This is a genomic window from Hydrogenophaga sp. L310 (genome assembly GCF_055703065.1).
Genome location: NZ_JBVPZA010000001.1, coordinates 488,382 through 512,056, shown reverse-complemented (window position 1 = coordinate 512,056; position 23,675 = coordinate 488,382). Strand labels below are relative to the sequence as shown.

The following is a 23,675-nucleotide window of genomic DNA, read 5'->3' as shown; positions in this document are numbered from 1 at the left end:
GTCTGGAATGGGAAGCACATAAGATAGCAGACGCCCCGCCACTTCACCCGATCTGCCCATGCCCTCCATCCGCTCTCTGATCGCTGCCCTGGCTCTGTGCCTGACGCTCGGTCAGAGCGCCTGGGCGCAAGACCTCGACGAGGCCAAGCGGGCCGACATCGAGCAACTGCTGGAGCTCACCCAGACCCTGAGCAACGCGCGCGCCAACATGAACACCGTGTTGCAGCAACTGGTGCAGCAACTGCGCCAGAAACAGCCCAAGTTGACGGAAGAGCACCTCCAGATCGTCGCCGAGGCCCACGAAGCGGTGTTTGATGAAAACATCGGCGTGTTCAAGGTGCTGATGGTGCACCTGTACCACAAGCATTTCAGCGCCGAGGACATCCGGCAACTGCTGGTGTTCTACGCGTCGGACACCGGCCGCAAGCTCACCCTCGTCACGCCCGCGCTCAACCGGGAATCGTTCGAGATCGGCGTGCAGTTCGGCCGCCTGCTCGGGCCCAAGGTGGAACAGCGGGTCAGGGAACGGCTCGCGTCCAAGGGCGTCACCCTGTAAACCCGCATCAGCCCATGAAACCCGCCGCCATCGAAGCTTTTTTTTCAACCCTCCAGGCCGCCAATCCGCACCCGGTGACCGAGCTGGAATACACCAGCGTGTTCGAGTTGCTGACGGCGGTGCTGCTCTCGGCCCAGGCCACCGACGTGGGCGTGAACAAGGCAACGCGCAAACTGTTTCCCGTGGCGAACACACCGCAGAAAATCCTGGCGCTCGGGCAAGAGGGCCTGGAGAGTTACATCAAGACCATCGGCCTGTACCGCAGCAAGGCCAAGCATCTGATGCAGACCTGCCAGATGTTGGTGGATCAACACGGCGGCGAGGTGCCACGCACCCGCGAGGCCCTCGAAGCCCTGCCCGGCGTGGGCCGCAAGACCGCCAACGTGGTGCTCAACGTGGCCTTCGGCCAGCCCACGATGGCGGTGGACACGCACATCTTCCGCGTCAGCAACCGCACCGGTCTGGCCCCCGGCAAGACGCCGCTGGCGGTCGAGCAGCAGCTGATGAAGCGCGTGCCGCCCGCCTACGCGGTGGACTCACACCACTGGCTGATCCTGCTCGGGCGTTATGTGTGCCAGGCGCGCAAGCCGCTGTGCCACCGCTGCGCGGTGTCGGCGTATTGCGACTTCAAGCCGAAGACGGCCGGTTAAGGCGACATCCAGCCCTGCACCACGGGCAGCTTCGTCGCGATCTCGGTGGCGGCGTGCAGCAGCAGCCCCACCAGCGCCCCCACCAGCGTGCCGTTGATGCGGATGAACTGCAGGTCGCGGCCGATGTGGTCTTCCAGCACGCGGCTCATGTCGTGCGCGTCCCAGGCCTCCACCCGCTGCGCCACGAAGCCGACGATGTTGTCGCGGCTGCCCTCCAGCGCACGCAGCAGCACCTGCTGCGCCTGGGCATTGAGCCAGTCGCGCAGCGTGGCGTCGGCCAGCAGCTGCCGCCCGGCGGTCTGCACCACGCTGGCGTAGCGCGCGGCGAGCGCGGTGTCGGGTTGCTGCGCCTCGTTGCCCAGGCGCTGCATCACCTCGTGCCACCAGGCTTCGATGGGCTCGTTCCATTGCGGCTGGTCCAGCCAGGCGTCGCGCCAGGTGGCCACGCGTGCCTGCCAGTCGGCGTCGGTCTGCAGGCGCTGGATCGACTGCGCCATCCAGTCATCAAACCGGTGGCGCAGCTCGTGTTGCGGGTCGGCCGCCACATCGGCCAGGGTGTGCGTGAGCGCGGCCACGAGCTTGCGCGTGGCCAGGCGCGCGGCCATCTGGTCGAGGCCCACGTATTTGAGTTGTTTGAGTTCGCCCGCGATGCGCTCGGTGAGCTGCTCTTGCACCGTGTCCTGTTCGGCCCAGTGCGCCATCTGCTGCAACAGGCCGTTGAGCCATTGCTGGTGGTGGCCGTGTTGCGTGAGAGCGGCGAGCGCCTGCCCGCCGAGCGTGGCCAAGTCCACCTGGCGCAGCAGGCGCTGCGCGAGTTGGGCCACCCACTGCCGCACGAGGGTCTGGTCGAGCGCGTTCAGCAAGGCCGGCGTGGCCTGCTGCAGCCACCGGCCCACGCGGGCGGCCGACTCGGGCTGCGCCAGCCAGCGGCCCAGTTCCTGCCCCACGTCCCAGCGCGCCAGCATGGGGCGCACGTGTTCGGCGGTGAGGAAGTGCGTGCCCAGAAAACGCGCGAGCTGCGCGCCCAGCCGGTCCTTGTTGGCCACGATGATGGCGGTGTGCGGGATGGGCAGGCCCAGCGGGTGGCGGAACAGCGCGACCACCGCGAACCAGTCGGCCAGCGCGCCGACCACCGCCGCACCCGCTGCGGCGGCCACATAGGCCCAGGCGCCGTGGAGCGGGGTGAGCAGCGTGGCCACGACATAGATCACCACGGCCATCAGCAGCAAGCCGAGCGCCAGCGCCTTCATGCGGGCCAGGCTGGCGGGGGGTTTCATCGGCGGGAGGTTCATGGGCCACAGTGTGCACTGGTAGAGGCTGAGCCTTTTTGCGCCGGACTACCAGTCAAGGCAGAGGTGGCCGCCGGTGCCGGGCGCGTCTTTTGGCCACTGCGCCACGCCGCCGATGGGTCCGCGGCCGTGGGCGGCGACGAACTGCGCCGCGCGGATCACGCCGGCGTGGGTGACCCAGACCGCTTCGCCGAACGCGCTCTCACGCAGCGCGTCCAGCGCGTCGGCCACGCGATCAATGAGCTGCTGCGTGCTCTCGGCGCCACCGAAGCGGTGGTGCGCGAAGTCGGCCATCCAGACGTCGAACGCGGCGCGCGGAATGTCGTCCCAGCGCTGCAGTTCCCAGTGGCCAAAGTTCATTTCGTTCAGGCGGGTGTCGATGGCCGGGTCGCCGAGGTCGGGCCGCAGGCTGGCCAGTTCCAGTGCCAGCTGCTGCGCACGGCCCAGGCCCGACACCCACACCGGCAACCCGGGCGGCAGCATTGCCGCCGCGGCCTCGGCGGCCTGCAGCGTAAGCGCGGCGTTGGCCGGCACGTCGGTTGCGCCGTAGCAGAACCCGGATTCGAGCTCCACCCGGGCGTGGCGCAGCAGCCAGAGTTTCATACGCGCCAGCCCAGACCCAGTGCCATGCCCAGGTAGAACAGCACTTCGCACACCTGCTGCGTGGCACCCAGGCCGTCACCGGTGAAACCCTGCAGTCGGCGGCGCAGCAGGCGCCACATCCAGGCGAGGCCCAGCAAGGCGCCGAGCACTGCGGCGAGCCAGTGCAGGGCCGGCTGCAGGCTGACCACCACCCCCATGGCCAGCGCCCACCACAGCAGGCCGGTGAACACACCCGCGTTGCCGATGCTTTCAGCCAGCGGCTTGGATTTGGACGTGGGCGTGTCGCCCACGTGCGGCAGCGTGCGGATGATGAACAGCGGCATGAGGCGCGAGCTGACGTGGGCACCAAACAGTGCCGCGCTCGCCAGCAGCAGGCCACCGGCCTGCGCCAGCAGCGCGATGAGCGCCACCTTGCACAGCAAGGTCAGCACCAGCGCCACGGCACCGTAGCTGCCGATGCGCGAGTCCTTCATGATCTCAAGCGCGCGCTCCCGGTTCGGACTGCCACCCAGGCCATCGGCCAGATCGGCCAGACCGTCTTCATGGAACGCGCCGGTGAGCAGCACGCTGAAAACCGTGCATCCGATGGCCGCCACCCAGGGCGCGGCGGGCTGCGCCGGCAACAGCGAGAGAAGGCCACAAAACACGGCAGCCGTGAGCCCGCCCACCACCCATCCCACACCGGGGAAGTGCGCGGCGCTCGCGCGCAGCATGGCGGGCGAAAAACCGACCCAGTCCGCCAGCCGACCGGTCACCGGGATGCGGGTGAAGAACTGGAGGGCGATGAAAAAATGCTTCAGAGGCATGAACACCCCCCTGCACCGCTGCGCGGCCTCCCCCCTCTCCTGCGGGAGGGGGGACGCAGCCAGTGGCCCGGCGGAGCCGGTCCCACGGCTGCCTGGTTCGAAGTCACCGCGCTCCACCGCCTCGGCCTCAGACCGGGGCGACGCCGACGACCGGCGCATCGTCCTGGCGCGACACACCGGCCGATTCAAAGCTCGCCATCTCGCGCAGGATGGCGCAGGCCGACATGAGCAGCGGCCAGGCCATGGCCGCGCCCGAGCCTTCGCCCAGGCGCAGGCCCAGGTCGAGCAGTGGCTCGGCGCGCAGGTGGGCGAGCATGAGCGCGTGGCCGCGTTCGCCCGAGCGGTGCGCGAACACGCAGCGCTGCAGCACGGCCGGTTGCAACGCGCTGGCCACCAGCACGGCCGCGCTGGCGATGAAACCGTCCACCACGATCACGCGGCGCTCGGCCGCGGCCTGCAGCACCGCGCCCACCATGGTGGCGATCTCGAAACCGCCGAAAGCGGCCAGCGCGGCCAGCGGGTCCTTGGCATCGGGGTGGCGCGCCAGCACCTGGCGCAGGATGCCGATCTTGCGTTGCACGGCCTCGGCGTCGAGCCCGGTGCCGGCACCGGTACAGTCGGCCACCGACAGCCCGGCCAGGCGCGCAAGCAGCAGCGAAGCCGCCGAGGTGTTGCCGATACCCATTTCACCCAGCAGCAGCGCGTTGCCCGGCAACCCGCGCACCAGGGCGGCCCCGTTGGCGAGCGCCGCCTCGCACTGCGCGGCGCTCATGGCCGGGCCTTCCAGCGCATCGGCGGTGCCGGGCGCGATCTTGTTGATCACGAGGCCGGGACGGGGCGCGAAGTCGTGGCGCACGCCGCAGTCCACCACCGTGAGGCCGATGCCGTGTTGCCGCGCGAGCACGCTCACCGCGGCGCCACCGGCCAGGAAGTTTTCGACCATCTGCCAGGTCACGTCGCTCGGGTAGGCCGACACGCCGCGCGCGGCCAGGCCGTGGTCGCCGGCGAACACCACCAGCTGGGGTTCTTTGAGTTCGGGTGTTTCGCTGCCGAGGATCAGGCCGATGCGCTGCGCCAGCGCCTCGATGCGGCCGAGCGAGCCCTGCGGCTTGGTCTTGTTGTCCAGCTTGTGTTGCAGGCGCGCCGCCAGCACGGGTTGGGTGATGTCGGCGATGGTGGGAACGGTGGTGGTCATGGTTCAGTCCGGTTGGATGAGGGCGTCGAGCACACCGGGCTCGACATGGGTTTGAATAAAGTCGGCCAGGCCGTCGAACACGCTCTCCAGCGTGGGCGCGCTGGCGCCAAACAGCGCGTGCAGCACGCGCGGGTCTTCAAACAGGCCGTGCAGGTAGACGCCGAGCACGTTGCCGGTGGTGTTCTGCCAGGCCAGGCCGGGCATCACCTCGCGCGCCACGTCGCCCTTGGCGGCCATGGCCGGGTGCTGGGCAGTCTGCCCGTGGTGGATTTCGTAGCCGGCGGTTTCCACCCCCGACAGCTCGCTCCAGCGGCCGGCGAGCGCGCTGAAACGGGCCTGCGTGTGGCGCACGGTTTTCTGCGGATCGAACGCGGTCACCAGCGGCAGCAGGCCCAGGCCGGGCGCGTTGCCATCAATCCCATGCGTGTCGATCAGCGCCTCGCCCAGCATCTGCAGGCCGCCACAGATGCCCAGCACCGCCCCGCCCGAGGCCGCGTGTTCGGCCACGGCGCGGTCCAGCCCCTGTGCGCGCAGCCAGGCGAGGTCGGCCACGGTCGCCTTGGAGCCCGGCAGCACGATCCAGTCGGCGCCCGCGCAATCGGCCGGTGTGCGCGCCCAGACCAGGCGCACACCGGGCACGTTCTTCAGCGGCTGGAATTCGTCCAGGTTGCTGATGCGCGGCCAGGCGATGACGGCAATCGTTGTCTGCACCGCGCCGGAAGCGAGGGTGCGGTCATCGAACACCCCGTCTTCCTCTGGCAGGCCGTGTTGCCACCACATCGGCAGCGTCGCCACGGTGGGCACGCCGGTCAGGTCCTGCAGCATCTGCGGGCCGGGCGCGAGCAGCGTGGCGTCGCCCCGGAACTTGTTGAGCACGAAGCCCTTGATGAGTGCGCGCTCGTCTTCCGGCAGCAGCGCCCAGGTGCCGTAGAGGTGGGCAAAGGCGCCGCCGCGGTCGATGTCGGTCACCAGCAGGCAGCGCGCCTGCGCATGGCGCGCGATGCGCATGTTGACGATGTCGCTGGCATGCAGGTTGATCTCGGCCGGCGAACCCGCGCCCTCGATCACCACCACGTCGTTCTCTTCGCGCAGCGCGTCGAGCGCGGCCGTGATCGCCGGCCAGACTTTCTCGCTGCGGCCGCGCCAGGGCATGCTGGAGAGTTCTTCACTCACCTGCCCCATCAACACCACCTGGCTGCGCGTGTCGGCCTCGGGCTTGAGCAGCAGCGGATTCATGCGCACCTCGGGCTCGGCTCGCGCGGCCAGGGCCTGAAAGTACTGGGCGCTGCCGATTTCGCCGAGCGCACCACCGGGACCTGCCACCACCCGCGCGTTGTTGCTCATGTTCTGCGCCTTGAACGGGGCGACTTTCAACCCCTGGCGCGCGTAGTGGCGGCACAGCGCTGTGGTGAGCCAGCTCTTGCCGGCACCGCTGGTGGTGCCGAGCACCATCACACAGACCGCTGTCATGGGGAGGTTTCCTTCGTGGTTTCCAGCACTGCGGTGTGCAGCGCCTGCTGGGCCTCTGGTGGCAACACACCGAGCCGCCAGTGGCCCGGCAGGCCCAGCGAGGTGGTGTCGCGCAGTTTGATGCCCTGGGCGCGCAGCGCGGGCACGTCCAGCGCGTGCGGCGCCCGGGCGCAGACGTAGTTGGCTTCGCTCGGCAGGCACACCCAGCCGGCGTCTTGCAGCATCGCCCGTTGAGCGGTCTTCCACTCGGCCAGCTGCACGCAGCTCTGCGCCAGCCAGCGCTGGGTGTCGACCTGTACCCAGGCGGTGAGCATCGCGACCGCGTGGGCGCCCAGCGGCCACGAGGGCGCCATCCGGGTCAGCGTCTGCGCCAGGGTCAGGCCCTGCAGCGGCGCGATGGCGTAGGCGCCGCGCACCCCCGTCAACCCCAGCGCCTTGTTGGGCGACCAGAGTTGCCACACGCGGTCCAGCGCCTCGGCGCCCAGGCTGCCGTGCCCGCTCAGGCGCAGCGGCTCGTAAGCGCGGTCGAGCACCACCACACCGCCCTGCTCCGCCACGGCGTTCGCCATGGGCTCGGCGGTGCCCAGCGGGCTGGCGGGCTCGCACAGCCAGAGCAGGTCGGCCTGGGAGGGATCGTTCACCCGCTGCAGGCCCCAGGCCTTCGCGGCCTGCGCGTAGTCGCCGTAGGACAGCACGGGCAACCACACCCGCCGTCCGCCCGAGCGCGCCACGGCGGCCGTGACGCGCGCGATGAACTCGCTGGCGCTGCCCGCGACCACGATGCGCTCGACCGCCACGTCGTGGAACGCGGCGAGCCTGCTGCGCAGGCCCGTGTAACCGGGGTCGGGGTAGTGCTGCGGATCGGCCCGCTGCACGGCGGCCAGCGCCATGGGGCACGGCCCGACGGCGTTGGCGTTGGTGGAGAAGTCCCAGCGAGGCACGCCCAGGGCATCGGTGCCGCCGTGAATGCCGCTCATGCGAACGCCCTCCCTGCGGCGAAAAGGATCACCACACCGGCCAGCAGCGCGAGCACGCCCACCACCCGGCCCGCCAGTCGCAGGGCGCGCGCGGTGTCGGCCGCCTGCGGGCTGCGGCCGGCCGGGTGCAGGGTGTACACGCCGGGTTTGGCCAGGCTCACGTCGAGCGCCAGCGCCATGGCCGCCATGGGCCAGCCGCTGTTGGGCGAAGGGGTGAGGCCGGCCTGCGAAGGCAGTTGCTTCAAGGTGTTGGCGGCGCCCAGCCCGCCGAGCAGCGCGGCCGTGAGGCGCGCCGGCAACCACGACAGCACGTCGTCGGCCCGCGCGGCCCACTTGCCGGCCCAGGTCCAGTCGCGGCCCTGGCGCTCGCCCCGGTAGCCCCACATGGCGTCGGCCGTGTTGGCGAAGCGGTAGAGCGCGGCGCCCGGCAGGCCGGCCACGGCGAACCAGAACAGCGGCGCGACCACCGAGTCGTTGAGGTTTTCCGCCAGGGTCTCGATGGCGCTCTCGCGCACCTGCGCCGCATCGAGCGCGTTCACGTCGCGGCTCACCAGCCAGGCCAGGCGTTCGCGTCCGGCCGGCAACGAATCAGCCAATGCAGCCTCCACGGCCCGCACCTCGTCGCGCAACATGCGCCAGGCCAGCAGCGGCTTGAGCAACACGCCCAGTGCCAGCGCCTGCAGCCACCCCGGCGCCGCGCCCAGCGCACGGGCCAGCGCCCAGGCGCTCAGCGCCACCAGCGCGGCCCCCAGCAGCCAGGCCAGCGCACCGCGCGCGAACACGCGCCACCGGTGAGCTTGCGGCGTGGGCACCGGTGTGGCGATGCGCTCGCCGGCCCAGCCGAGGTAACGCCCCATCCCCACCACCGGGTGCCAGCGCGCCGCCGGCTCGCCCCACAGGCGGTCCACCCCCAGCGCCACCAGCACCGCGAGGGCGCCGAAGGCCACCGGCGACAGCGCCTGCGGTTCGATCATGGCGCGGCGCCCTGCAGCGCGGCGGCGTCGGCCAGGGCCAGCCGCCCGGCCGCGGCCGAGCGCAGCGCCGCCAGGAGCTGGTCCACGTCGTCGGCCTGGTGCGCAGCCGACAACGCGATGCGCAAACGGGCCGTGCCCTCGGGCACGGTGGGCGGGCGGATGGCGGGCACCCACAGGCCCTGTTCGCGCAGGCGCTTCATCACGTCCAGCGCGGCGGCGTTGTCGCCGATCACCAGCGGCTGGATCGCGGTGTCCGAGGGCATCAGTGCCCAGCCGGCGGCGTCGATGGCCGCGTGGGCGCCGGGCGCGAGACCCGCGCGAAGCTGCGCGATCAGCGCGGCCAGGTGCTGGCGCCGGCGCTCGCCCTCGGCGCCCAGCACACAGCGCAGCCCGGCGCGCACGGCCTCGGCCAGCAGGGCCGGCGCGGCCGTGGCGTAGGTGTAGCTGCGCGTCTTCTGCAGCAGCCACTCCACCAGACGCTCAGGCCCGGCCACGAAGGCGCCCGCCACGCCCAGGGCCTTGCCCAGCGTTGCCATGTAGAGCACGCGCGGTGAAGCGCCCGCACCGGTGAGGCCGGCGGCAGCCAGCGCGCCCCGGCCCTGCGGCCCCAGCACGCCGAAGCCGTGCGCGTCGTCCAGCAACAGCAGCGCGTCGTGCCGCTCGCAGAGTGCGTGCAGGCCGGTGATGTCGGCCACGTCGCCGTCCATGCTGAACACCGCGTCGCTGATCACCAGCTTGCGGCGCGCCGGACTGGCGGCCAGCAGCGCGTCGAGCCGGGTCAGGTCGCCGTGGGGGAAGCGGTGCACCGTGGCTTTGGACAGGCGCGCGCCGTCGATCAGGCAGGCGTGGTTCAGCGCGTCGGAGAACAGCGCGTCGCCCTCGCCCACCAGCGCCGGCACGATGCTCGCGTTGGTGGCGTAGCCGGCGTAGAAATACAGCGCGCGCGGCAGCCCCACGGCCTCGGCCAGCTCGCGCTCCAGCGCCGCGTTGGCCACGCTGTGGCCACTGACCATGGGCGAGGCCCCGGAGCCCACGCCGTAGCGGTCCACCGCGGCGCGCACCGCCTGGCGCAGCAGCGGGTCTTGCGCCAGACCCAGGTAGTCGTTGCTGCAGAAGGCCAGCAGGGACTCACCGTCCACGTTGAGACGAGCGCCCGGCTCGGGCGAGACCGCGCGGCGCACGCGGCGCAGCGACTGCGCGTCCAGCGCGGCGAGTCGGTCGTCAAATTCGTTCAGCCAGCTCATGGCCTTCCTTTCAACGCCATGTTTCAGGCAGTTCCAGTTGCACAGCGCGCGCGTCCGGCACCGGCTGCCAGGGCACGACGCCCAGCAGCGGCGCGCCGAGGCGCTGGCGCAGCGTGTGAATGTTCTCGTCGCGGCAGGCCATGGCCGGGTCCACAGTGTTGGCCACCCAGCCGGCCAGCTGCAGGCCGTCGGCGCGGATGGCTTCGGCCGTCAGCAGCGCGTGGTTCAGGCAACCCAGGCGCAGCCCCACCACCAACACCACCGGCAGGGCCAGCGCCACCGCCAGGTCGGCCAGGGTCTCGTTGTCGTTCAGCGGCACGCGCCAGCCGCCCGAGCCTTCGACCAGCACCACGTCGGCCAGGGCTCGCAGCCCGCGGTGCGCCGCCACCAGCTCGGCCACGCCCACGCGCCGGCCCGCGCGCGCGGCGGCCAGGTGGGGCGAGAGCGGCTCGGGCAGCATCACCGGGTTGTCCAGCGCGGCCGGCACGGCCACGGTGGACGCGGCGCGCAAGGCCAGTGCGTCTTCCGCGACCCACTCGCCGCCCTGTTGCACCAGGCCGGCCGCCACCGGCTTCATGCCGACCACGCGGGCATGGTGGCGCGCCAGCGTGTGCAGCAGCGCGGCGCTCACCAGCGTCTTGCCCACGCCGGTGTCGGTGCCGGTGACGAAGCAGCCGTCAAACGCCATCGGGCACCCCGCTCACCGGCGCCGGGCCGGTTTCTTCGGCCAGCGTGGCCTGCAGCGCGGTCAGCGCGCCCCGGGCCAGCAGCTCGCCTTCGGCCTCGTCGATCACATAGGGCGGCATGGCGTAGAGCGTGTGGCCGATGGGCCGCAGCAGCAGCCCCTGCGCCAGCGCGTGGCGGGCGTAGCGGCGGCCGAAGTCGGGCAGGCTGCTGAGCACGTCCCACGCGAAGACCATGCCCTTGCGACGCGCGAAGCGCACACGCGGGTGGTTGGAGATCGGCGCGAACTGCGCGGCCAGCCGCTCGCTGGTGCCCAGGTTCTGGCGCAGCGCGTCGGTCTGGTCAAACAGGTCCAGCGTGGCCAGCGCGGCGCGGCAGGCCAGCGGGTTGCCGGTGTAGCTGTGCGAGTGCAGAAAGCCGCGCGCCACCTCGTCGTCGTAAAAGGCCGCAAACACCGCGTCGGTGGTGAGCACCACCGACAGCGGCAGCGTGCCGCCGGTCAGGCCCTTGGAGAGGCAGAGAAAGTCGGGCCGGATGCCCGCCTGCTCGTGCGCAAACAGGGTGCCGGTGCGGCCGAAGCCGACCGCGATCTCGTCGAGCACCAGGTGCACCTGGTGCTGGTCGCAGAGTTCGCGTGCGCGCCGCAGGTACACGGGGTGGTGCATGGCCATGCCGGCGGCGCACTGGATCAGCGGCTCGATGATCACGGCGGCGGTTTCGTGCGCGTGGGCGGCCAGCCACTCGCCCAGGGCGGCGGCGGCCCGCTCGGCCACGTCGGCCGGGGTCTCGCCGGGCGCGGCCTGCCGGGCGTCGGGGCTGGGCACGGTGGCGGCCAGGCGCACCAGCGGCGCATAGGCTTCGCGGAACAGCGCAATGTCGGTCACGGCGAGCGCGCCCACGGTCTCGCCGTGGTAGCCCCCGGCCACACCGACGAACCGGCACTTGTCTGTCCGACCCGCGTTGCGCCAGTGGTGGGCGCTCATCTTCAGCGCGATTTCGGTGGCGCTGGCGCCGTCGCTGCCGTAGAAGGCGTGGCCCAGGCCGGTGAGCGCGGCCAGCCGCTCGGAGAGTTCAACCACCGGCCCGTGGGTGAAGCCGGCCAGCATCACGTGGTCCAGCGTGTGCAGCTGGTCGATGAGCGCGGCGCGGATCGCGGGGTGGTTGTGGCCGAACAGGTTGACCCACCAGGAGCTGATCGCGTCGAGGTAGCGCCGGCCCTCGTGGTCGTGCAGCCACACGCCCTCGGCCCGTACCACTGGGATCAGCGGCAACGCCGCGCCGTCGGGCGCGTGCAGCTTCATCTGGGTGCACGGGTGCCAGACGGCGGCCAGGCTGCGCTGGCGCCAGGCGGCATTGGCCGACACGGGCAGCGTCAAAGCTCGGCGCCCAGGGGCAGGATGACCGGGTCGCCGGCCTGCGGACCGGCGGGCTCGCTGCGGGTCTCGACGATGCGGTTGGCGGCATCGGGAAACACCAGCTTGGGGATCACCTCGTCGAGCTTGTCTTCGTGCACCATGCCGAAGGCCGCGATGATCACCAGGTCGCCCACGCTGGCGCGCCGGGCGGCCGAGCCATTGAGCGAGATGATGCCGCTGCCGCGCGGCGACTTGATGGCGTAGGTGATGAAACGTTCGCCGTTGTTGACGTTCCAGATGTGCACCTGTTCGTTGGGGCGAATGTTGCTCGCCTCCAGCAGGTCTTCGTCGATGCCGCAGGAGCCTTCGTAGTGCAGCTCGCAGTGGGTGACGGTGGCGCGGTGGATTTTGGATTTCAGCAGGGTGCGGAACATGAGGGATCTCCTTGAACTCAGGGGGTCTCGGCCATCGACAAGGAATGTCAGGCGTGCGCGCGCGTGGTGTGCATGCCCACGCGGGTCAGCAGGTCCTGGTCGGCCTCCACGTCGGGGTTGCCGGTCACCAGCAGCTTGTCGCCGTAGAAGATGGAGTTGGCCCCGGCCAGGAAGCACAGCACCTGGGTCGATTCGCCCATCTGCCGGCGCCCGGCCGACAGGCGCACCTTGGCCTTGGGCATGGTGATGCGGGCCACGGCGACCGTGCGCACGAACTCCAGCGGGTCGAGGTCGGGCTCGTCGGCCAGCGGCGTGCCGGGCACCTTGACCAGGTGGTTGATCGGCACCGACTCGGGGTACGGCGCCAGGTTGGCCAGCTGCGCGATCAGGCCGGCGCGCCCGGCGCGGGACTCGCCCATGCCCACGATGCCGCCGCTGCACACGTGGATGCCGGCCCCGCGCACATGGCCCAGGGTGTCCAGGCGGTCCTGGTAGTCGCGCGTGGTGATGATGTCGCCGTACAGCTCGGGCGCGGTGTCCAGGTTGTGGTTGTAGTAGTCCAGGCCCGCGCCCTTGAGGCGTTGCGCCTGGTCACCCGTGAGCATGCCCAGGGTGCAGCAGGCCTCCAGGCCCTCGTCCTTGATCACACGCACCAGCTCTTCCACCTTCTCCAGGTCGCGGTCGTTGGGCGCCCGCCAGGCCGCGCCCATGCAGAAGCGCGAGGCGCCGGCCGCCTTGGCGCCGAGCACGGCTTCGCGCACGGCCTCGGGCGTCATCATCTTGGTGGCTTCCACGCCGGTCTCGTGGTGCACCGACTGCGGGCAGTAACCGCAGTCTTCGGGGCAGCCACCGGTCTTGATCGACAGCAGCGTGGCCAGCTCCATCTCGGTGGGGTCGTGGTGCTCGCGGTGCACGGTCTGGGCGCGGTGCATCAGCTCGGGCAACGGCAGGTCCAGCAGGGCCTGCACCTCGGCCACCGACCAGGCCTGCTGGTGGGCCTCAACCGACGGCGCCGCGGCTTTGCGCGGGGCGTGGAAATGCAGGGTCTGCTCGGCAGAAAGCAGCAGGGTGGTGTCGGTCGTCATCGTGGTCTCCTCAAAGTTCAAGCAGCGGTGGGGTCACCCCGTCACCGATTCGCGGGTGCCCAGGGGCTGGCCCCAGGCGTTTTCAAACAGGATATTGTCCAATGCGCAGCGCTGGGCCCAGCGCTGCCGCTGGAGCAGGGGTTCTTCGTCGAACCGGTGCACCGGCCCGATGCACAACACGGCCACGGGCTCGGCCCCGTCGGGCATGCCCAGCAGCGCCGCCACGGCCACCGGGTCGAACAGCGAGACCCAGCCCATGCCCAGCCCTTCGGCGCGCGCGGCCAGCCAGAGGTTCTGGATGGCGCAGGCGGTCGAGGCAAGGTCCATCTGCGGCAGGGTCCGGCGGCCAAACACATGGCGCTCGCGCCCCTCGGCCAGCGCCACCACCCAGACCTCGGCCGCGTCCATCAGGCCCTCGACCTTCAGGCGCATGAATTCGCCACCCCGCTCGCCCAGCGCCTGCGCGGTCAACACGCGCTCCTGCTCCACCAGCGCCTGCAGCCCGCTGCGCAGCGCGGGCGAGGCCACGCGCAGGAAGCGCCAGGGCTGCATGAAGCCCACGCTGGGCGCGTGGTGCGCGGCGGTGAGCAGGCGGCGCATCCGCTCGGGCGCGACCGTTCCGCCGGCGAAGTGGCGCATGTCGCGGCGCTCGAAGATGGCGCGGTACACGGCATCGCGCTCGGCCGGGGAGAAAGCCTGGTCGGGGGTGGTCGCCTGGGTCACGTCATGCCACCTGGATCGTCATGGGGCTTCTCCAACGGTGAGCACGGTGGGCGGCAGGCGGCACAGGATGCCGTTGCGCAACAGCGGTGGGCGCGCATCGCGGGCGAGGTTGCCATCGGGCGCCCGGTGGTGCATCACGGCGCAGTCGAGCAGTTGCCGGGCAACGCCCTCGGCGGGTGCGAGGTCGCCGAACTGGTAGCTGTGTTTGCCCGGTGCCTGGAAGGCCACGGTGCAGGCGCGCGAGCAGCCGGCGGTGCAGGCCACGCCACGCACGCGCACGGCCGCCCATTCGGGCTGCTCGCCGAAGGCCTGTTCGGCCTGCACCGCTTCGAACAGGAGGTCGCCAGGGGCACGCTGGTCGCGCGGGACCCCGGCGGGGCGGCAGGTGGTGCAGATGATGAGTTCGGTCATGGGTTCAGGTGGTGTGGGCATCGGGTGTCAGGGGGTTCCGGGCTGGCGCAGCTCCGCGCCCCAGGCCGTGGCCCAGGCCGGGCAGCGCCCCAGGGGGCGAACAGGGTCGTCGAAGTTGACGATGACGATGTGGTCGGCCGCCGAGGGAGCGGCCGGCTGCTCCAGGCTGCGCCCGTCGGTGAGCAGCCACAGCAGGCGGCGCCCGCCACCGTGACGCCGCCGGTGGGCCAGGAGTTCGGTCTGCACCTGGCGCAGACCGGCCAGCAGCGGCGTGCCACCGCCACCGCCCAGCGGCTGGATGCGCCCCAGCGCCGAGCGCCGCGCCGGTGTGGGCGACAGCAGGCTTTGCACCCCTTGCCCACCGAACAGCACCAGACCCACCTGGTCGCCGGCGCGTGCCGCGTCGTCGATGAGGTGCGCCGCAAACCCCTTGGCGCGCGCCAGCCGGCCGCCGTGCCGCATCGAGCCGGAATTGTCCAGCGCGATCAGGTGCAGGGTCGGCGCCTCGGTGGGTCGCCGCACCCACCGCAGGTGGTCTCGCTGCAACGCGGCGGGGCCTTTGCGGACCAGGGTGCGGCACCAGTCGATGCGGCCCGCCGCCGAGGTGCCGGCCAGCGCACCGGTCTGCGCCAGCTGCGGCTTGGCACCGGGGTCGGTGGATGACCACCGCCGCAGGCCGGGCACCGTGGGTGCGCGGCCTGCGGGGTGGTTCAGGCTTTTTTTGCGACAGGCCCTCCTGTCCCGCGAACACGCTCCAGGCCTTCGGGCTGCGGGGGCAAGGCCCCCCAGTCGCCCTCGGCGCCCGACGGTGAATGGTCCGGCGCCGACCCGGCGCCGGGGGCGGATGCGGGGTCGGCCGCCGTGCGCGGGGGCGTGGGGCGCTGCGGGGCCGACGCCGAACGCCGGTGGCCCAGGGCCAGTTCGGCCAGAGCGTCCACGTCCGCGAGCGTCACCTGGCGCCGCCCCGCCAGCACGGCGCGGGCGCGCGCGGCCTTGAGCAGCACCAGGTCCCCACGCACACCGTCCACCCCGGCGCGCAGCGCCAGCGCGGTGGCGTGCGCCAGCACCGCGTCGCTCCAGTCCACCGCGGGCAGGGCCTCGCGCGCAGCGACCACCTGCGCCACCAGCGCGGCCTGTTCGGTGGCCGCGCGCTGCAGCAGGGCTTGTGGATCCAGGTCAAAGTCCAGGCGCGCACGGACGATGGACTGGCGCAGCCCGTGGTCGGCGGGGTTCTCCAGCACCACCGACAGCCCGAACCGGTCGAGCAGCTGGGGGCGCAGCTCGCCCTCCTCCGGGTTCATGGTGCCGATCAACACGAAACGCGCCGGATGCTGGCGCGAGACACCGTCGCGCTCGACCGTGTTGACGCCGCTGGCCGCCGCGTCGAGCAGGGCATCGACCAGCGCGTCGGGCAGCAGGTTGACCTCGTCCACATACAGCACACCGCCGTGGGCGCGGGCCAGCAGCCCCGGGGCCAGGCGCACGCGGCCATCGCGCAGCACGTCCTCCAGGTTGAGCGTGCCCACGAGTTGCTCCACGCTGGCGGCCAGCGGCAGGCTGACAAACGGCGCACCGGGCAGCAGGGCCGCCAGGGCGCGGGCCGCGGTCGATTTGGCCGTGCCCCGCGGACCGCTGATGAGCACACCGCCCATGCCAGGGTCCACCGCCGCCAGCAGCAGCGCCTGGCGCAGCTCGGCGTGCCCGATCAGGGCCGCAAAGGGATAGACCGCAGGGCTGGCGGCCTGCAGTTCGGGGAGTGTGGTGTCGGTGGTGTTCATGTCGTGGGTCCTTCGCCCTGGGTTTCCAGGCGGTGGTCCAGCGCCAGCAGGGTCTGCTCGATGCGCTCCCGGTGCTCGCGCGGGTCTTGCCACAGGCCACGCTGCATGGCTTCGAGCAGGCGCTCACCGATGCTGCGCAGGGCCTGCGGATTGTGTTGTTCCAGAAAGGCGCGGTTGGCGCTGTCGTGCACATACGCGTCGGCCACCAGCGCGTACTGGTGGTCACCCACCAGGCCGGTGGTGGCGTCAAAGCCGAACAGGAAGTCCACCGTCGCTGCCATCTCGAAGGCGCCCTTGTAGCCGTGGCGCTGCACGCCCGCGATCCACTTGGGGTTGACCACGCGGGCGCGCACCACACGCGCCAGCTCTTCGCCCAGGCTGCGGATGTGGGGCACGCCAGGGGTGCTGAAGTCGCCGTGGTAGAGCGCGGCGGCCTGACCGCTGAGGTGCTGCACCGCGGCGGCCATGCCGCCCTGGAACTGGTAGTAATCGCCCGAGTCGAGGATGTCGTGTTCGCGGTTGTCCTGGTTCTGCAGCACCACATCGAGGTCGCCCACGCGGCGCTCGAAACTCGCGCGCGCGGCCGCACCGTGTTCGTCCTGGCCATAGGCGAAGGCGCCCGCGCGCAGGTAGGCCTGGGCGATGTCGTCCGCCCCCTCCCAGCGCCCGCTGTTGATCACGTCCATCACGCCGGCGCCGTAGCCGCCCGGGCGCGGCCCGAACACGCGCCAGCTGGCCTGCCGCAGCGAGGCCGCTTCGGACACCCCCTGGGCGAGCGCCTCGGCCGCCTCGCGCCCCACGCGAACCCGCACCGGGTTGACGTCGTCGGGCTCGTCCTCCGGGGCGATGGCCGCCACCGCCTTGACCGCCGTGTCGAACAGGTCGATCAGGTTCGGGAAGGCGTCGCGGAAGAAGCCCGAGATGCGCAGGGTCACGTCCACCCGCGGGCGGTGGCGCATCGCCATGGGCAGCACCTCGATGTCCACCACCCGCCCGCTGCCCGGCGCCCACTTGGGCCGCACGCCCAGCAGGGCCATGGCCTGCGCAACGTCCTCACCGCCGGTGCGCATGGTGCTGGTGCCCCAGACCGACAAGCCGAGGGAGGCGGGGAACGTGCCGTGGTCCTGCAGGTGGCGCTCGATCAACCGCTCGGCCGCCAGCGCGCCCATGGCGTACGCGGTGGGGGTGGGCACGGCGCGCGTGTCCACCGCGTAAAAATTGCGCCCGGTCGGCAGCACGTCGGGCCGCCCGCGCGACGGCGCGCCGCTCGGTCCGGGTGGCACGAACCGGCCTCGCAGGCCGCGCAGCAGCTGGGTCATTTCCTGCTCGCCGCAGGCGTCGAGCCGGGGCGCGAGCCGCTCGTGCACCTCGTCCAGCACCGGCGCGGTGAGCGGCCACCGGGCGCGGTCCAGGGGTTCGTCGCCGCCCACCAGGCGGGTGGCCAGGCGCTCCAGCCGGTCGCGGGTGTGGCCGGCGTGGCGCCAGGCCTCATCACCCAGCACCGCCAATGCCGCGGGACGCGGACCGGTCCAGGGCTGGTTCCAGTCGGGGTCGAGCGGGTCGAAACCGTCCAGCCCCAGGTCGTGGGCCATGGCCTGCAACAGGCTGGCCTGCCCCTGCCCTTTGCCGCGCGGGAACCGGGCCAGCGCCAGCAGCGTGTCGCTGCGTTGGCGCCCCTCTGGCGAGCGGCCGAACACGTGCAGGCCGTCGCGGATCTGCGATTCCTTGATCTCGCACAGGTAGGCGTCGAGCCGCTCCAGCAGGCGCTGGCGCTCGGCCTCGTCGGCCGGCGCCTCGAAGCCCAGGTCGGCGTGCAGGCCGTTGGCAATCACATGGTCCAGGATGGATTGGCGCAGTTTCGTGGCGCGGCGCGGGTCGAGCGAAATGGCCTCGTAGTACTCGTCCATCTGCCGCTCCAGCACCTGCAGCGGCCCATAGGTTTCGGCCCGCGTCAGCGGCGGCATCAGGTGGTCGATGATCACCGCCTGCGTGCGCCGCTTGGCCTGGCTGCCCTCGCCGGGGTCGTTGACGATGAAGGGGTACAGGTGGGGCAGCGGCCCGAGGATCGCGTCGGGCCAGCACCCGGCGCCCAGCGCCACGCTCTTGCCCGGCAGCCACTCCAGGTTGCCGTGTTTGCCCACGTGCACCAAGGCGTCGGCGCGCCAGACGCGGCGCAGCCAGAAGTAGAAGGCCAGGTAGTTGTGCGGCGGCACCAGGTCGGCGTCGTGGTACGTGGCCACCAGGTCCAGGTCGCGCCCGCGCGCCGGCTGCAGGCCCACGAACACCCGGCCCACGCGCAGCCCGGGCACCATGAAGCGGCCGCTGCGCAGCATCGGGTCCTGCTCGGGGGGGCCCCAGAGTGCGTTGACCTCGGCCTGCCGCTCGGGCGCGAGCGCGCCGAAGTCGGCCAGGTAGTCGGCCATGGACAGGCTCTGGCCCACCGGTCGGTGGTCGTTGGCGTCCAGCTTGTGGGTCACGCTCTCGATCAGGCGCGCCATCAGCGCGTCGCCGTGTGCCGGCAGTTCGCCCGTGGCGCAACCCTGGGCCTGCAGCGCCCGCAGGATGCCCACCACCGAGGCCGGCGTGTCCAGACCCACGCCGTTGCCCAGGCGGGCGTCGTCGTTGGGGTAGTTGGCCAGCACCAGCGCCAGCCGCAGATCGGCCGGCGGGGTGCGGCGCAGGGCGCACCAGCGCCGGGCCAGCTCGGCGACGAAAGCGACGCGGTCCGCTTCCGGCTGGTAGCGCACCACATCCACCTGCGAGCGCTCGCAGCGCCAGGCCACGCCCTTGAAGCTGATGGCCCGGGTGCCGATGCGGCCGTCCACCTCGGGCAGCACCACCTGCATGGCCAGGTCGCGCGGCTGCAGGCCATGCGGGTCGGCCTGCCACTGCTCGCGCGCGCAGCCGGCGGTGATCAGCTGCAGCACCGGCGCATCGCCCGCCAGCAGCGGCGCGTCCACCCCGTCGGCACCGTCATCGCCCATGGCGCCCACGGCAAAGCTGGTGGCGTTGAGCACCACGTCGACCGCGTGCTCGGCGGCCAGGGCCTGCACGGTGGCCAGTGAAGCGGGCGACTTGAGCGAATCCAGCGCCAGGGCCAGCGGGTTCACACCCACAGCGTGCAGCGCCGCCATCTGCGCATCGAACACCGCCGTGTTGCCCGACTGCGCGTGGGCCCGGTAAAACAGCAGCAGCGCCACCGGGGCCTGCGCCAGCCAGGGCAACGGCCGGGCCGGCCGGTAGCGAACCACCGGGGGCATGGGCTGCGGCGGCGCCGGCAGGGGCCCCAGCCCCAGGGCCCGGTGCGCGATCAGGTCAAAGAAGGTCCGCGCGTTGTCGCGCCCGCCTTCGCGCAGGCATTGCCAGAGAAACCGGCTGTCCGCCACCGCCGCCGTGCCGCGCAACAGCAGTTGCGGGTCTTCCTGCTGCTCGCCAGAAAACAGGGCCAGCCACTGACCGTGCCGGCGCGCCAGCGAGGTCGCCTGCTCCACCACATACGCCCAGTCGGCCGGCGACCCGAGGTGGTCGATCACGACCACCCGCGCGTGGCGCAAGACGTCGTCCACGTACATGTCCATCGACGCCGGCTGGCGCAGCCACATCAGGTTGGCCAGGCGCACGGTCGGGAAGTCTTGTGGCAGCGCCGCCACCGCATCGGCCAGCAGCGACAGCGTGGTGTCGGCCACGGTGAGCACCACGATGTCGCCCGGCGTCTGCGACACGCGCACCACGCCCTGGCCACCGTCTTCCACATGGCCGCCGGGTCGGGTCGAGAGCAGGTGCATGCGTGGCTCCGTGAACGGGTGATCAGGCCAGCGCGGCCTGGAGCTCGGCCCGCAGGCCGGCGGCGTCGAGGTGGTCGCCGATCAGAACCAGGCGGGTCGCGCGCGGCTCGTCGGCGCGCCAGGCGCGGTCGAAGTGGCTGTCAAAGCGCTGGCCCACGCCCTGCACCACCAGGCGCATGGCGGCACCGGGCAGCGCCACGAAGCCCTTGACGCGGTAGATTTCATGGCGCTGCACCAGCGCCTTCAGCGCCGCGATCAGCCTGGCGCGATCGGTCACGTCCAGCCCCATCGACACCGAGTCGAAGGCGTCGTGGTCATGGTCTTCTTCCTCGTCGTGGTGGGTCTTGCGATCGTCGATCACGTCTTCCACCGCGCGCTGCAGGCCCAGCAGCACGTCCAGCGGCACGTCGCCGTGCGACGCGCGCACCAGCTTCACACCCGCAGGTGCCTCGGCGCGCACGGTGGCTTCCACGGCATCGAGCGCCGCCGGGTCCATGCCATCGACCTTGTGCACGATGACCAGATCGGCCGTGGCCAGCTGGTCTTCGAACAACTCGTGCAACGGGGACTCGTGGTCGAGGTTGTCGTCGGCGCGGCGCTGGGCGTCCACCGCCACCGGGTCGTCCGCAAAATCACCGGCCGCCACCGCGGGCGCGTCCACCACGGTGACCACCGCGTCCACGGTGAAGGCGTTGCGCAGCGCGGGCCACTGAAACGCCTGCACCAGCGGCTTGGGGAGCGCCAGGCCCGAGGTCTCGATGACGAGGTGGTCGATCTGGTCGCGGCGGGCGGCGAGCTGCTCCATCACGGGCGCGAACTCTTCCTGCACGGTGCAGCACAGGCAGCCGTTGGCCAGCTCGAACAGCTGGCCGTTGTCTTCGCCGTTCTCATCGCAGCCGATGCCGCACCCGCGCAGCAGCTCGCCGTCAATGCCCAGCTCGCCAAATTCATTGACGATGACCGCGATGCGGCGACCCTGGGCGTTGGTGAGCAGCTTGCGCAGCAGCGTGGTTTTGCCACTGCCGAGAAAGCCGGTGACGATGGTGGCGGGGATTTTCTGGAGAGTCATGATCGGTCGGTTGAAGGAATGGGGCCCCGGTGGGCGAAGGGCGTGGCGACGGGCTCAGTCCTCGATCCCGCGCTGCGCCGGCACACCGGCGTTGAAGTGGTGTTTGATCAGCGTCATCTCGGTCACCGTGTCGGCCAGTTCGACCAGCTCGGCCGGCGCGTTGCGGCCGGTCAGCACCACGGTCACCGATGCGGGGCGCTCGCGCAGGCAGGTCAGCACCGTGTCCAGCGAGATCCAGCCGTAGCGCAGCGGGTACATGATTTCGTCGAGCACCACCATGAAGTGTTCGCCGGCGCGGATGGTGGCGTCGGCCTTGGCCCAGCCGGCCTGCGCCAGTTCGGCCGAATGGTCGAGGTCGCGGCTTTTCCAACTGAAGCCGTCGCCCAGCCCCTCGATGGGAATGCCCAGCTGCTCAAACAGCCGGTGCTCGCCGAACCGGGCCGTCGGCACCTTCATGAACTGGTAGACCTTGACCTTCTTGCCCCGCCCGTGGGCGCGCAGCGCCAGGCCGAAGGCGGCCGTGCTCTTGCCCTTGCCGTGGCCGGTGTGGACCATCACCAGCCCACGGCGCTCGCCCTGGGGTTTGGGGGTGTCGCGGAGGACCGGGGGTGTTTCAATGTGCATGGTGTGATCCGTTGACGTTCGCTCGCTTGAGCAGGTAGGTGTCCATGATCCAGCCGTGTCGGGCCCGCGCCTGTTCCCGCTCGCGCAGGATCTGCGGCCCCACATCGGCCAGGCGGCCGCTGACGCAGAGCTGGTCCGGCATGCCCAGGAAGGCGCCCCACCAGATGTGCAGGCCCTGAGGGTCCAGGGTCTGGAAGGCGCATTGCCCGTCCAGCATCACCGCCACGGTGTCGGCGCTGTCGGGCCAGCCGCGCTCGCGCAGCTGCCGCCCGGTGGTGATGAGCACCGGCGCGTTGATGTCGTTGAGCGGGATGGCGTGTGCCGCCGTGAGGGCCTGCAGCGCGGTGATGCCCGGCACCACGGTCGTGGTCAGTTCGGTGTGGGTGGCCAGCCGCCGGGCGATGCGCAGCGTGCTGTCGTACAGCGAAGGGTCGCCCCAGACCAGCAGGGCCACGCGGCCGCCCTCGGGCAGGTGCTGCTCGATGGTGGCCAGCCAGATGGCCGCCACCGCGTCGTGCCAGCGGTCGACCGCACCCCGGTAGTCGGCCTCGGCGCCCTCGCGCACCGGCATGTCGAAGGTGGCGACCAGCGCTTCGCCGTGGGTGATCAGATCGCGGCACAGCTGCAGGCGCAGGTCGGCCAAATCGGCCTTGTCTTCCCCTTTGAGCGGGACCAGGACCAGCTGCGCCCGGTTGAGCACCGCGACACCCTGGCGGGTGATGTGGTCGGGGTGGCCGGTGCCGATGCCGATCAGGCTCAGTTCAATCTTCATTCGGCACCTGCGGGAAAGCGGGGCTCGGCGCCGAGCGGGCGGTAGCGGCGGTCGTGGTCGGCCGCGTAGAGGCGGCTGTGGCCGAAGTCCTGCGCGCCGAGGTTGCGCCCGACCAGGATGAGCGCGGTGCGGTCGATGCCTTCGCCGATGGCCGCCTCGATGGCCGACAGACTGGCCCGCACCACGCGTTCATCGGGCCAGCTGGCGCGCCAGACCACGGCCACCGGGCAGTCGGCCCCGTAAAAAGGCAGCAGGTCTTGCACCACCTGGGGCAGCACATGGACAGAGAGATGGATCGCCAGCGTGGCGCCGGTGCGCGCGAACTGCGCCAGGGCCTCGCCTTCGGGCACGGGCGATGCCCGCCCGCTGGTGCGGGTGAGCACCACCGACTGGCTCATGCCGGGCAGGGTCAGCTCGCAGCCCAGTGTGGCGGCCGCCGCCGCGAACGACGGCACCCCGGGCGTGACCGTGAAGGGGATGCCCGCTTCGCGCAAGGCGCGCAGCTGTTCGCCCATGGCCGACCACACCGACAGGTCGCCGGAATGCAGGCGCGCCACGTCCTGCCCCTGGTCGTGCGCAGAGCGCAGCGCCTGCACGATCTGCTCCAGCGACAAGGGCGCGGTGTTGACGATGCGCGCGCCCGGCGGACAGTGCGCCAGCACGCCCTCGGGCACCAGCGAACCGGCGTACAGACACACCGGGCTGGCGGCGATCAGGTCGCGTCCGCGCAAGGTGAGCAGGTCGGGGGCACCGGGGCCGGCGCCGATGAAATGGACGGTCATGTGACAGGAGGTTCAGAAAGGTTCAGGGCGATGGCGATGGCGATGGCGGCGGTGGCGCTGCCGTCGGCGCTGATGTGGCGGGGGGCGGCGAGCACGGCGCCCTGCCCCGCGGCCACCAGGGCGGCGGCTTCGGCCAGGCTGTGTGATCCATAGCGCGCGGGCACGCGGTCGCGGGGCGGCAGGTCTTTCGCCGCCAGCAGCGCCAGCGGCACGGCGTGCACCGGCAAGCCCTGTTCGGCCGCCAGCTGCACGAAGGCGGGGTGGTGGCACTTGTCTTCGGCGGTGGCCAGGGCCCGGAGCACCACGGGCGCCCGCTGCCCGCGTTCGGCCGCGCGCACCGCCTGCGCCAGCACCTGCTGCAGCGCCTGGCACGTGGTCTGCCCGCGAAAGCCCAGTCCGGCGACCATGG

Annotated in this window: 24 protein-coding genes; 2 read left to right on the top strand and 22 right to left on the bottom strand. The window is 71.6% G+C overall.

All coding sequences use genetic code 11. The features are described 5' to 3' along the window. The first annotated feature begins 58 nt into the window (after nucleotides 1-58). Together AC0GNO_RS02475 and nth are read left to right on the top strand one after the other, a co-directional pair. The gene (locus AC0GNO_RS02475; protein WP_472902820.1) at nucleotides 59-556 is read left to right on the top strand and encodes a DUF2059 domain-containing protein; all 498 of its coding nucleotides are present in this window, start codon (nucleotides 59-61) and stop codon (nucleotides 554-556) included. A gap of 14 nt (nucleotides 557-570) precedes the next feature. After that, nucleotides 571-1,206 (top strand): endonuclease III, encoded by a 636-nt coding sequence (gene nth, locus AC0GNO_RS02470; protein ID WP_472902819.1) that lies wholly within the window; start codon nucleotides 571-573, stop codon nucleotides 1,204-1,206. On the opposite strand, the gene AC0GNO_RS02465 is transcribed toward nth, so the two are convergent. From AC0GNO_RS02465 to AC0GNO_RS02360, 22 genes are all read right to left on the bottom strand, one after another. After that, entirely contained in the window at nucleotides 1,203-2,483 is a 1,281-nt protein-coding gene (locus tag AC0GNO_RS02465) for a DUF445 domain-containing protein (RefSeq protein ID WP_472902818.1), read from the bottom strand. The two genes, nth and AC0GNO_RS02465, sit on opposite strands and share 4 nt — an antisense overlap. 60 nt (nucleotides 2,484-2,543) lie before the next feature. Then, the gene (locus AC0GNO_RS02460; protein WP_472902817.1) at nucleotides 2,544-3,098 is read right to left on the bottom strand and encodes a histidine phosphatase family protein; all 555 of its coding nucleotides are present in this window, start codon (nucleotides 3,096-3,098) and stop codon (nucleotides 2,544-2,546) included. Further along, entirely contained in the window at nucleotides 3,095-3,904 is an 810-nt protein-coding gene (locus AC0GNO_RS02455; RefSeq protein ID WP_472902816.1) for an adenosylcobinamide-GDP ribazoletransferase, read from the bottom strand. The genes AC0GNO_RS02460 and AC0GNO_RS02455 overlap by 4 nt, the downstream gene beginning before the upstream one ends. A gap of 127 nt (nucleotides 3,905-4,031) precedes the next feature. Then, nucleotides 4,032-5,099 carry a nicotinate-nucleotide--dimethylbenzimidazole phosphoribosyltransferase gene (gene cobT / locus AC0GNO_RS02450; protein WP_472902815.1) on the bottom strand — a complete coding sequence of 356 codons (1,068 nt, stop codon included), beginning with the start codon at nucleotides 5,097-5,099 and terminating at the stop codon, nucleotides 4,032-4,034. 3 nt (nucleotides 5,100-5,102) lie between these two features. After that, a complete protein-coding gene (locus AC0GNO_RS02445) occupies nucleotides 5,103-6,569 on the bottom strand; it encodes a cobyric acid synthase (protein ID WP_472902814.1) in 1,467 nt (488 codons plus the stop codon). Further along, entirely contained in the window at nucleotides 6,566-7,546 is a 981-nt protein-coding gene (locus AC0GNO_RS02440) for an aminotransferase class I/II-fold pyridoxal phosphate-dependent enzyme (protein ID WP_472902813.1), read from the bottom strand. Before AC0GNO_RS02440 ends, AC0GNO_RS02445 begins: the two co-directional genes overlap by 4 nt. Continuing rightward, nucleotides 7,543-8,520 (bottom strand): adenosylcobinamide-phosphate synthase CbiB, encoded by a 978-nt coding sequence (cbiB, locus tag AC0GNO_RS02435; RefSeq protein WP_472902812.1) that lies wholly within the window; start codon nucleotides 8,518-8,520, stop codon nucleotides 7,543-7,545. The genes AC0GNO_RS02440 and cbiB overlap by 4 nt, the downstream gene beginning before the upstream one ends. Continuing rightward, on the bottom strand, nucleotides 8,517-9,764 hold the full coding sequence (gene bioF, locus AC0GNO_RS02430) for an 8-amino-7-oxononanoate synthase (RefSeq protein WP_472902811.1): 1,248 nt from the start codon (nucleotides 9,762-9,764) through the stop codon (nucleotides 8,517-8,519). The genes cbiB and bioF overlap by 4 nt, the downstream gene beginning before the upstream one ends. Nucleotides 9,765-9,774: 10 nt before the next feature. Continuing rightward, entirely contained in the window at nucleotides 9,775-10,452 is a 678-nt protein-coding gene (bioD, locus tag AC0GNO_RS02425) for a dethiobiotin synthase (protein ID WP_472902810.1), read from the bottom strand. Next, on the bottom strand, nucleotides 10,442-11,824 hold the full coding sequence (gene bioA / locus AC0GNO_RS02420; RefSeq protein ID WP_472902809.1) for an adenosylmethionine--8-amino-7-oxononanoate transaminase: 1,383 nt from the start codon (nucleotides 11,822-11,824) through the stop codon (nucleotides 10,442-10,444). Before bioA ends, bioD begins: the two co-directional genes overlap by 11 nt. Next, complete coding sequence (gene panD, locus AC0GNO_RS02415) at nucleotides 11,821-12,237, bottom strand: aspartate 1-decarboxylase (RefSeq protein WP_236965711.1); 417 nt, start codon at nucleotides 12,235-12,237, stop codon at nucleotides 11,821-11,823. The genes bioA and panD overlap by 4 nt, the downstream gene beginning before the upstream one ends. Before the next feature lie 47 nt (nucleotides 12,238-12,284). Then, on the bottom strand, nucleotides 12,285-13,322 hold the full coding sequence (gene bioB, locus AC0GNO_RS02410; protein ID WP_472902808.1) for a biotin synthase BioB: 1,038 nt from the start codon (nucleotides 13,320-13,322) through the stop codon (nucleotides 12,285-12,287). Between the two features lie 33 nt (nucleotides 13,323-13,355). Continuing rightward, a complete protein-coding gene (gene bluB / locus AC0GNO_RS02405; RefSeq protein WP_236965713.1) occupies nucleotides 13,356-14,045 on the bottom strand; it encodes a 5,6-dimethylbenzimidazole synthase in 690 nt (229 codons plus the stop codon). An 18-nt stretch (nucleotides 14,046-14,063) separates the two neighbouring features. After that, nucleotides 14,064-14,456 carry a DUF1636 domain-containing protein gene (locus tag AC0GNO_RS02400; RefSeq protein ID WP_472902807.1) on the bottom strand — a complete coding sequence of 131 codons (393 nt, stop codon included), beginning with the start codon at nucleotides 14,454-14,456 and terminating at the stop codon, nucleotides 14,064-14,066. Between the two features lie 27 nt (nucleotides 14,457-14,483). Further along, complete coding sequence (locus tag AC0GNO_RS02395; protein WP_472902806.1) at nucleotides 14,484-15,140, bottom strand: vWA domain-containing protein; 657 nt, start codon at nucleotides 15,138-15,140, stop codon at nucleotides 14,484-14,486. A gap of 26 nt (nucleotides 15,141-15,166) precedes the next feature. Then, nucleotides 15,167-16,234 (bottom strand): ATP-binding protein, encoded by a 1,068-nt coding sequence (locus tag AC0GNO_RS02390; protein WP_472902805.1) that lies wholly within the window; start codon nucleotides 16,232-16,234, stop codon nucleotides 15,167-15,169. Beyond that, nucleotides 16,231-20,019: a cobaltochelatase subunit CobN gene (cobN, locus tag AC0GNO_RS02385; RefSeq protein ID WP_472902804.1), complete on the bottom strand. Its 3,789-nt coding sequence runs from the start codon at nucleotides 20,017-20,019 to the stop codon at nucleotides 16,231-16,233. Before cobN ends, AC0GNO_RS02390 begins: the two co-directional genes overlap by 4 nt. A 22-nt stretch (nucleotides 20,020-20,041) precedes the next feature. Further along, nucleotides 20,042-21,088, bottom strand: a complete 1,047-nt coding sequence (cobW, locus tag AC0GNO_RS02380) for a cobalamin biosynthesis protein CobW (protein WP_472902803.1) — start codon at nucleotides 21,086-21,088, stop codon at nucleotides 20,042-20,044. Between the two features lie 54 nt (nucleotides 21,089-21,142). After that, the gene (cobO, locus tag AC0GNO_RS02375; protein WP_236965719.1) at nucleotides 21,143-21,712 is read right to left on the bottom strand and encodes a cob(I)yrinic acid a,c-diamide adenosyltransferase; all 570 of its coding nucleotides are present in this window, start codon (nucleotides 21,710-21,712) and stop codon (nucleotides 21,143-21,145) included. Beyond that, complete coding sequence (gene cobF / locus AC0GNO_RS02370; RefSeq protein WP_472902802.1) at nucleotides 21,702-22,484, bottom strand: precorrin-6A synthase (deacetylating); 783 nt, start codon at nucleotides 22,482-22,484, stop codon at nucleotides 21,702-21,704. The genes cobO and cobF overlap by 11 nt, the downstream gene beginning before the upstream one ends. Beyond that, nucleotides 22,481-23,266, bottom strand: a complete 786-nt coding sequence (cobM, locus tag AC0GNO_RS02365) for a precorrin-4 C(11)-methyltransferase (RefSeq protein WP_472902801.1) — start codon at nucleotides 23,264-23,266, stop codon at nucleotides 22,481-22,483. The genes cobF and cobM overlap by 4 nt, the downstream gene beginning before the upstream one ends. Continuing rightward, nucleotides 23,263-23,673: a cobalamin biosynthesis protein gene (locus AC0GNO_RS02360; RefSeq protein WP_472902987.1), complete on the bottom strand. Its 411-nt coding sequence runs from the start codon at nucleotides 23,671-23,673 to the stop codon at nucleotides 23,263-23,265. The genes cobM and AC0GNO_RS02360 overlap by 4 nt, the downstream gene beginning before the upstream one ends. Nucleotides 23,674-23,675 lie beyond the last annotated feature (2 nt).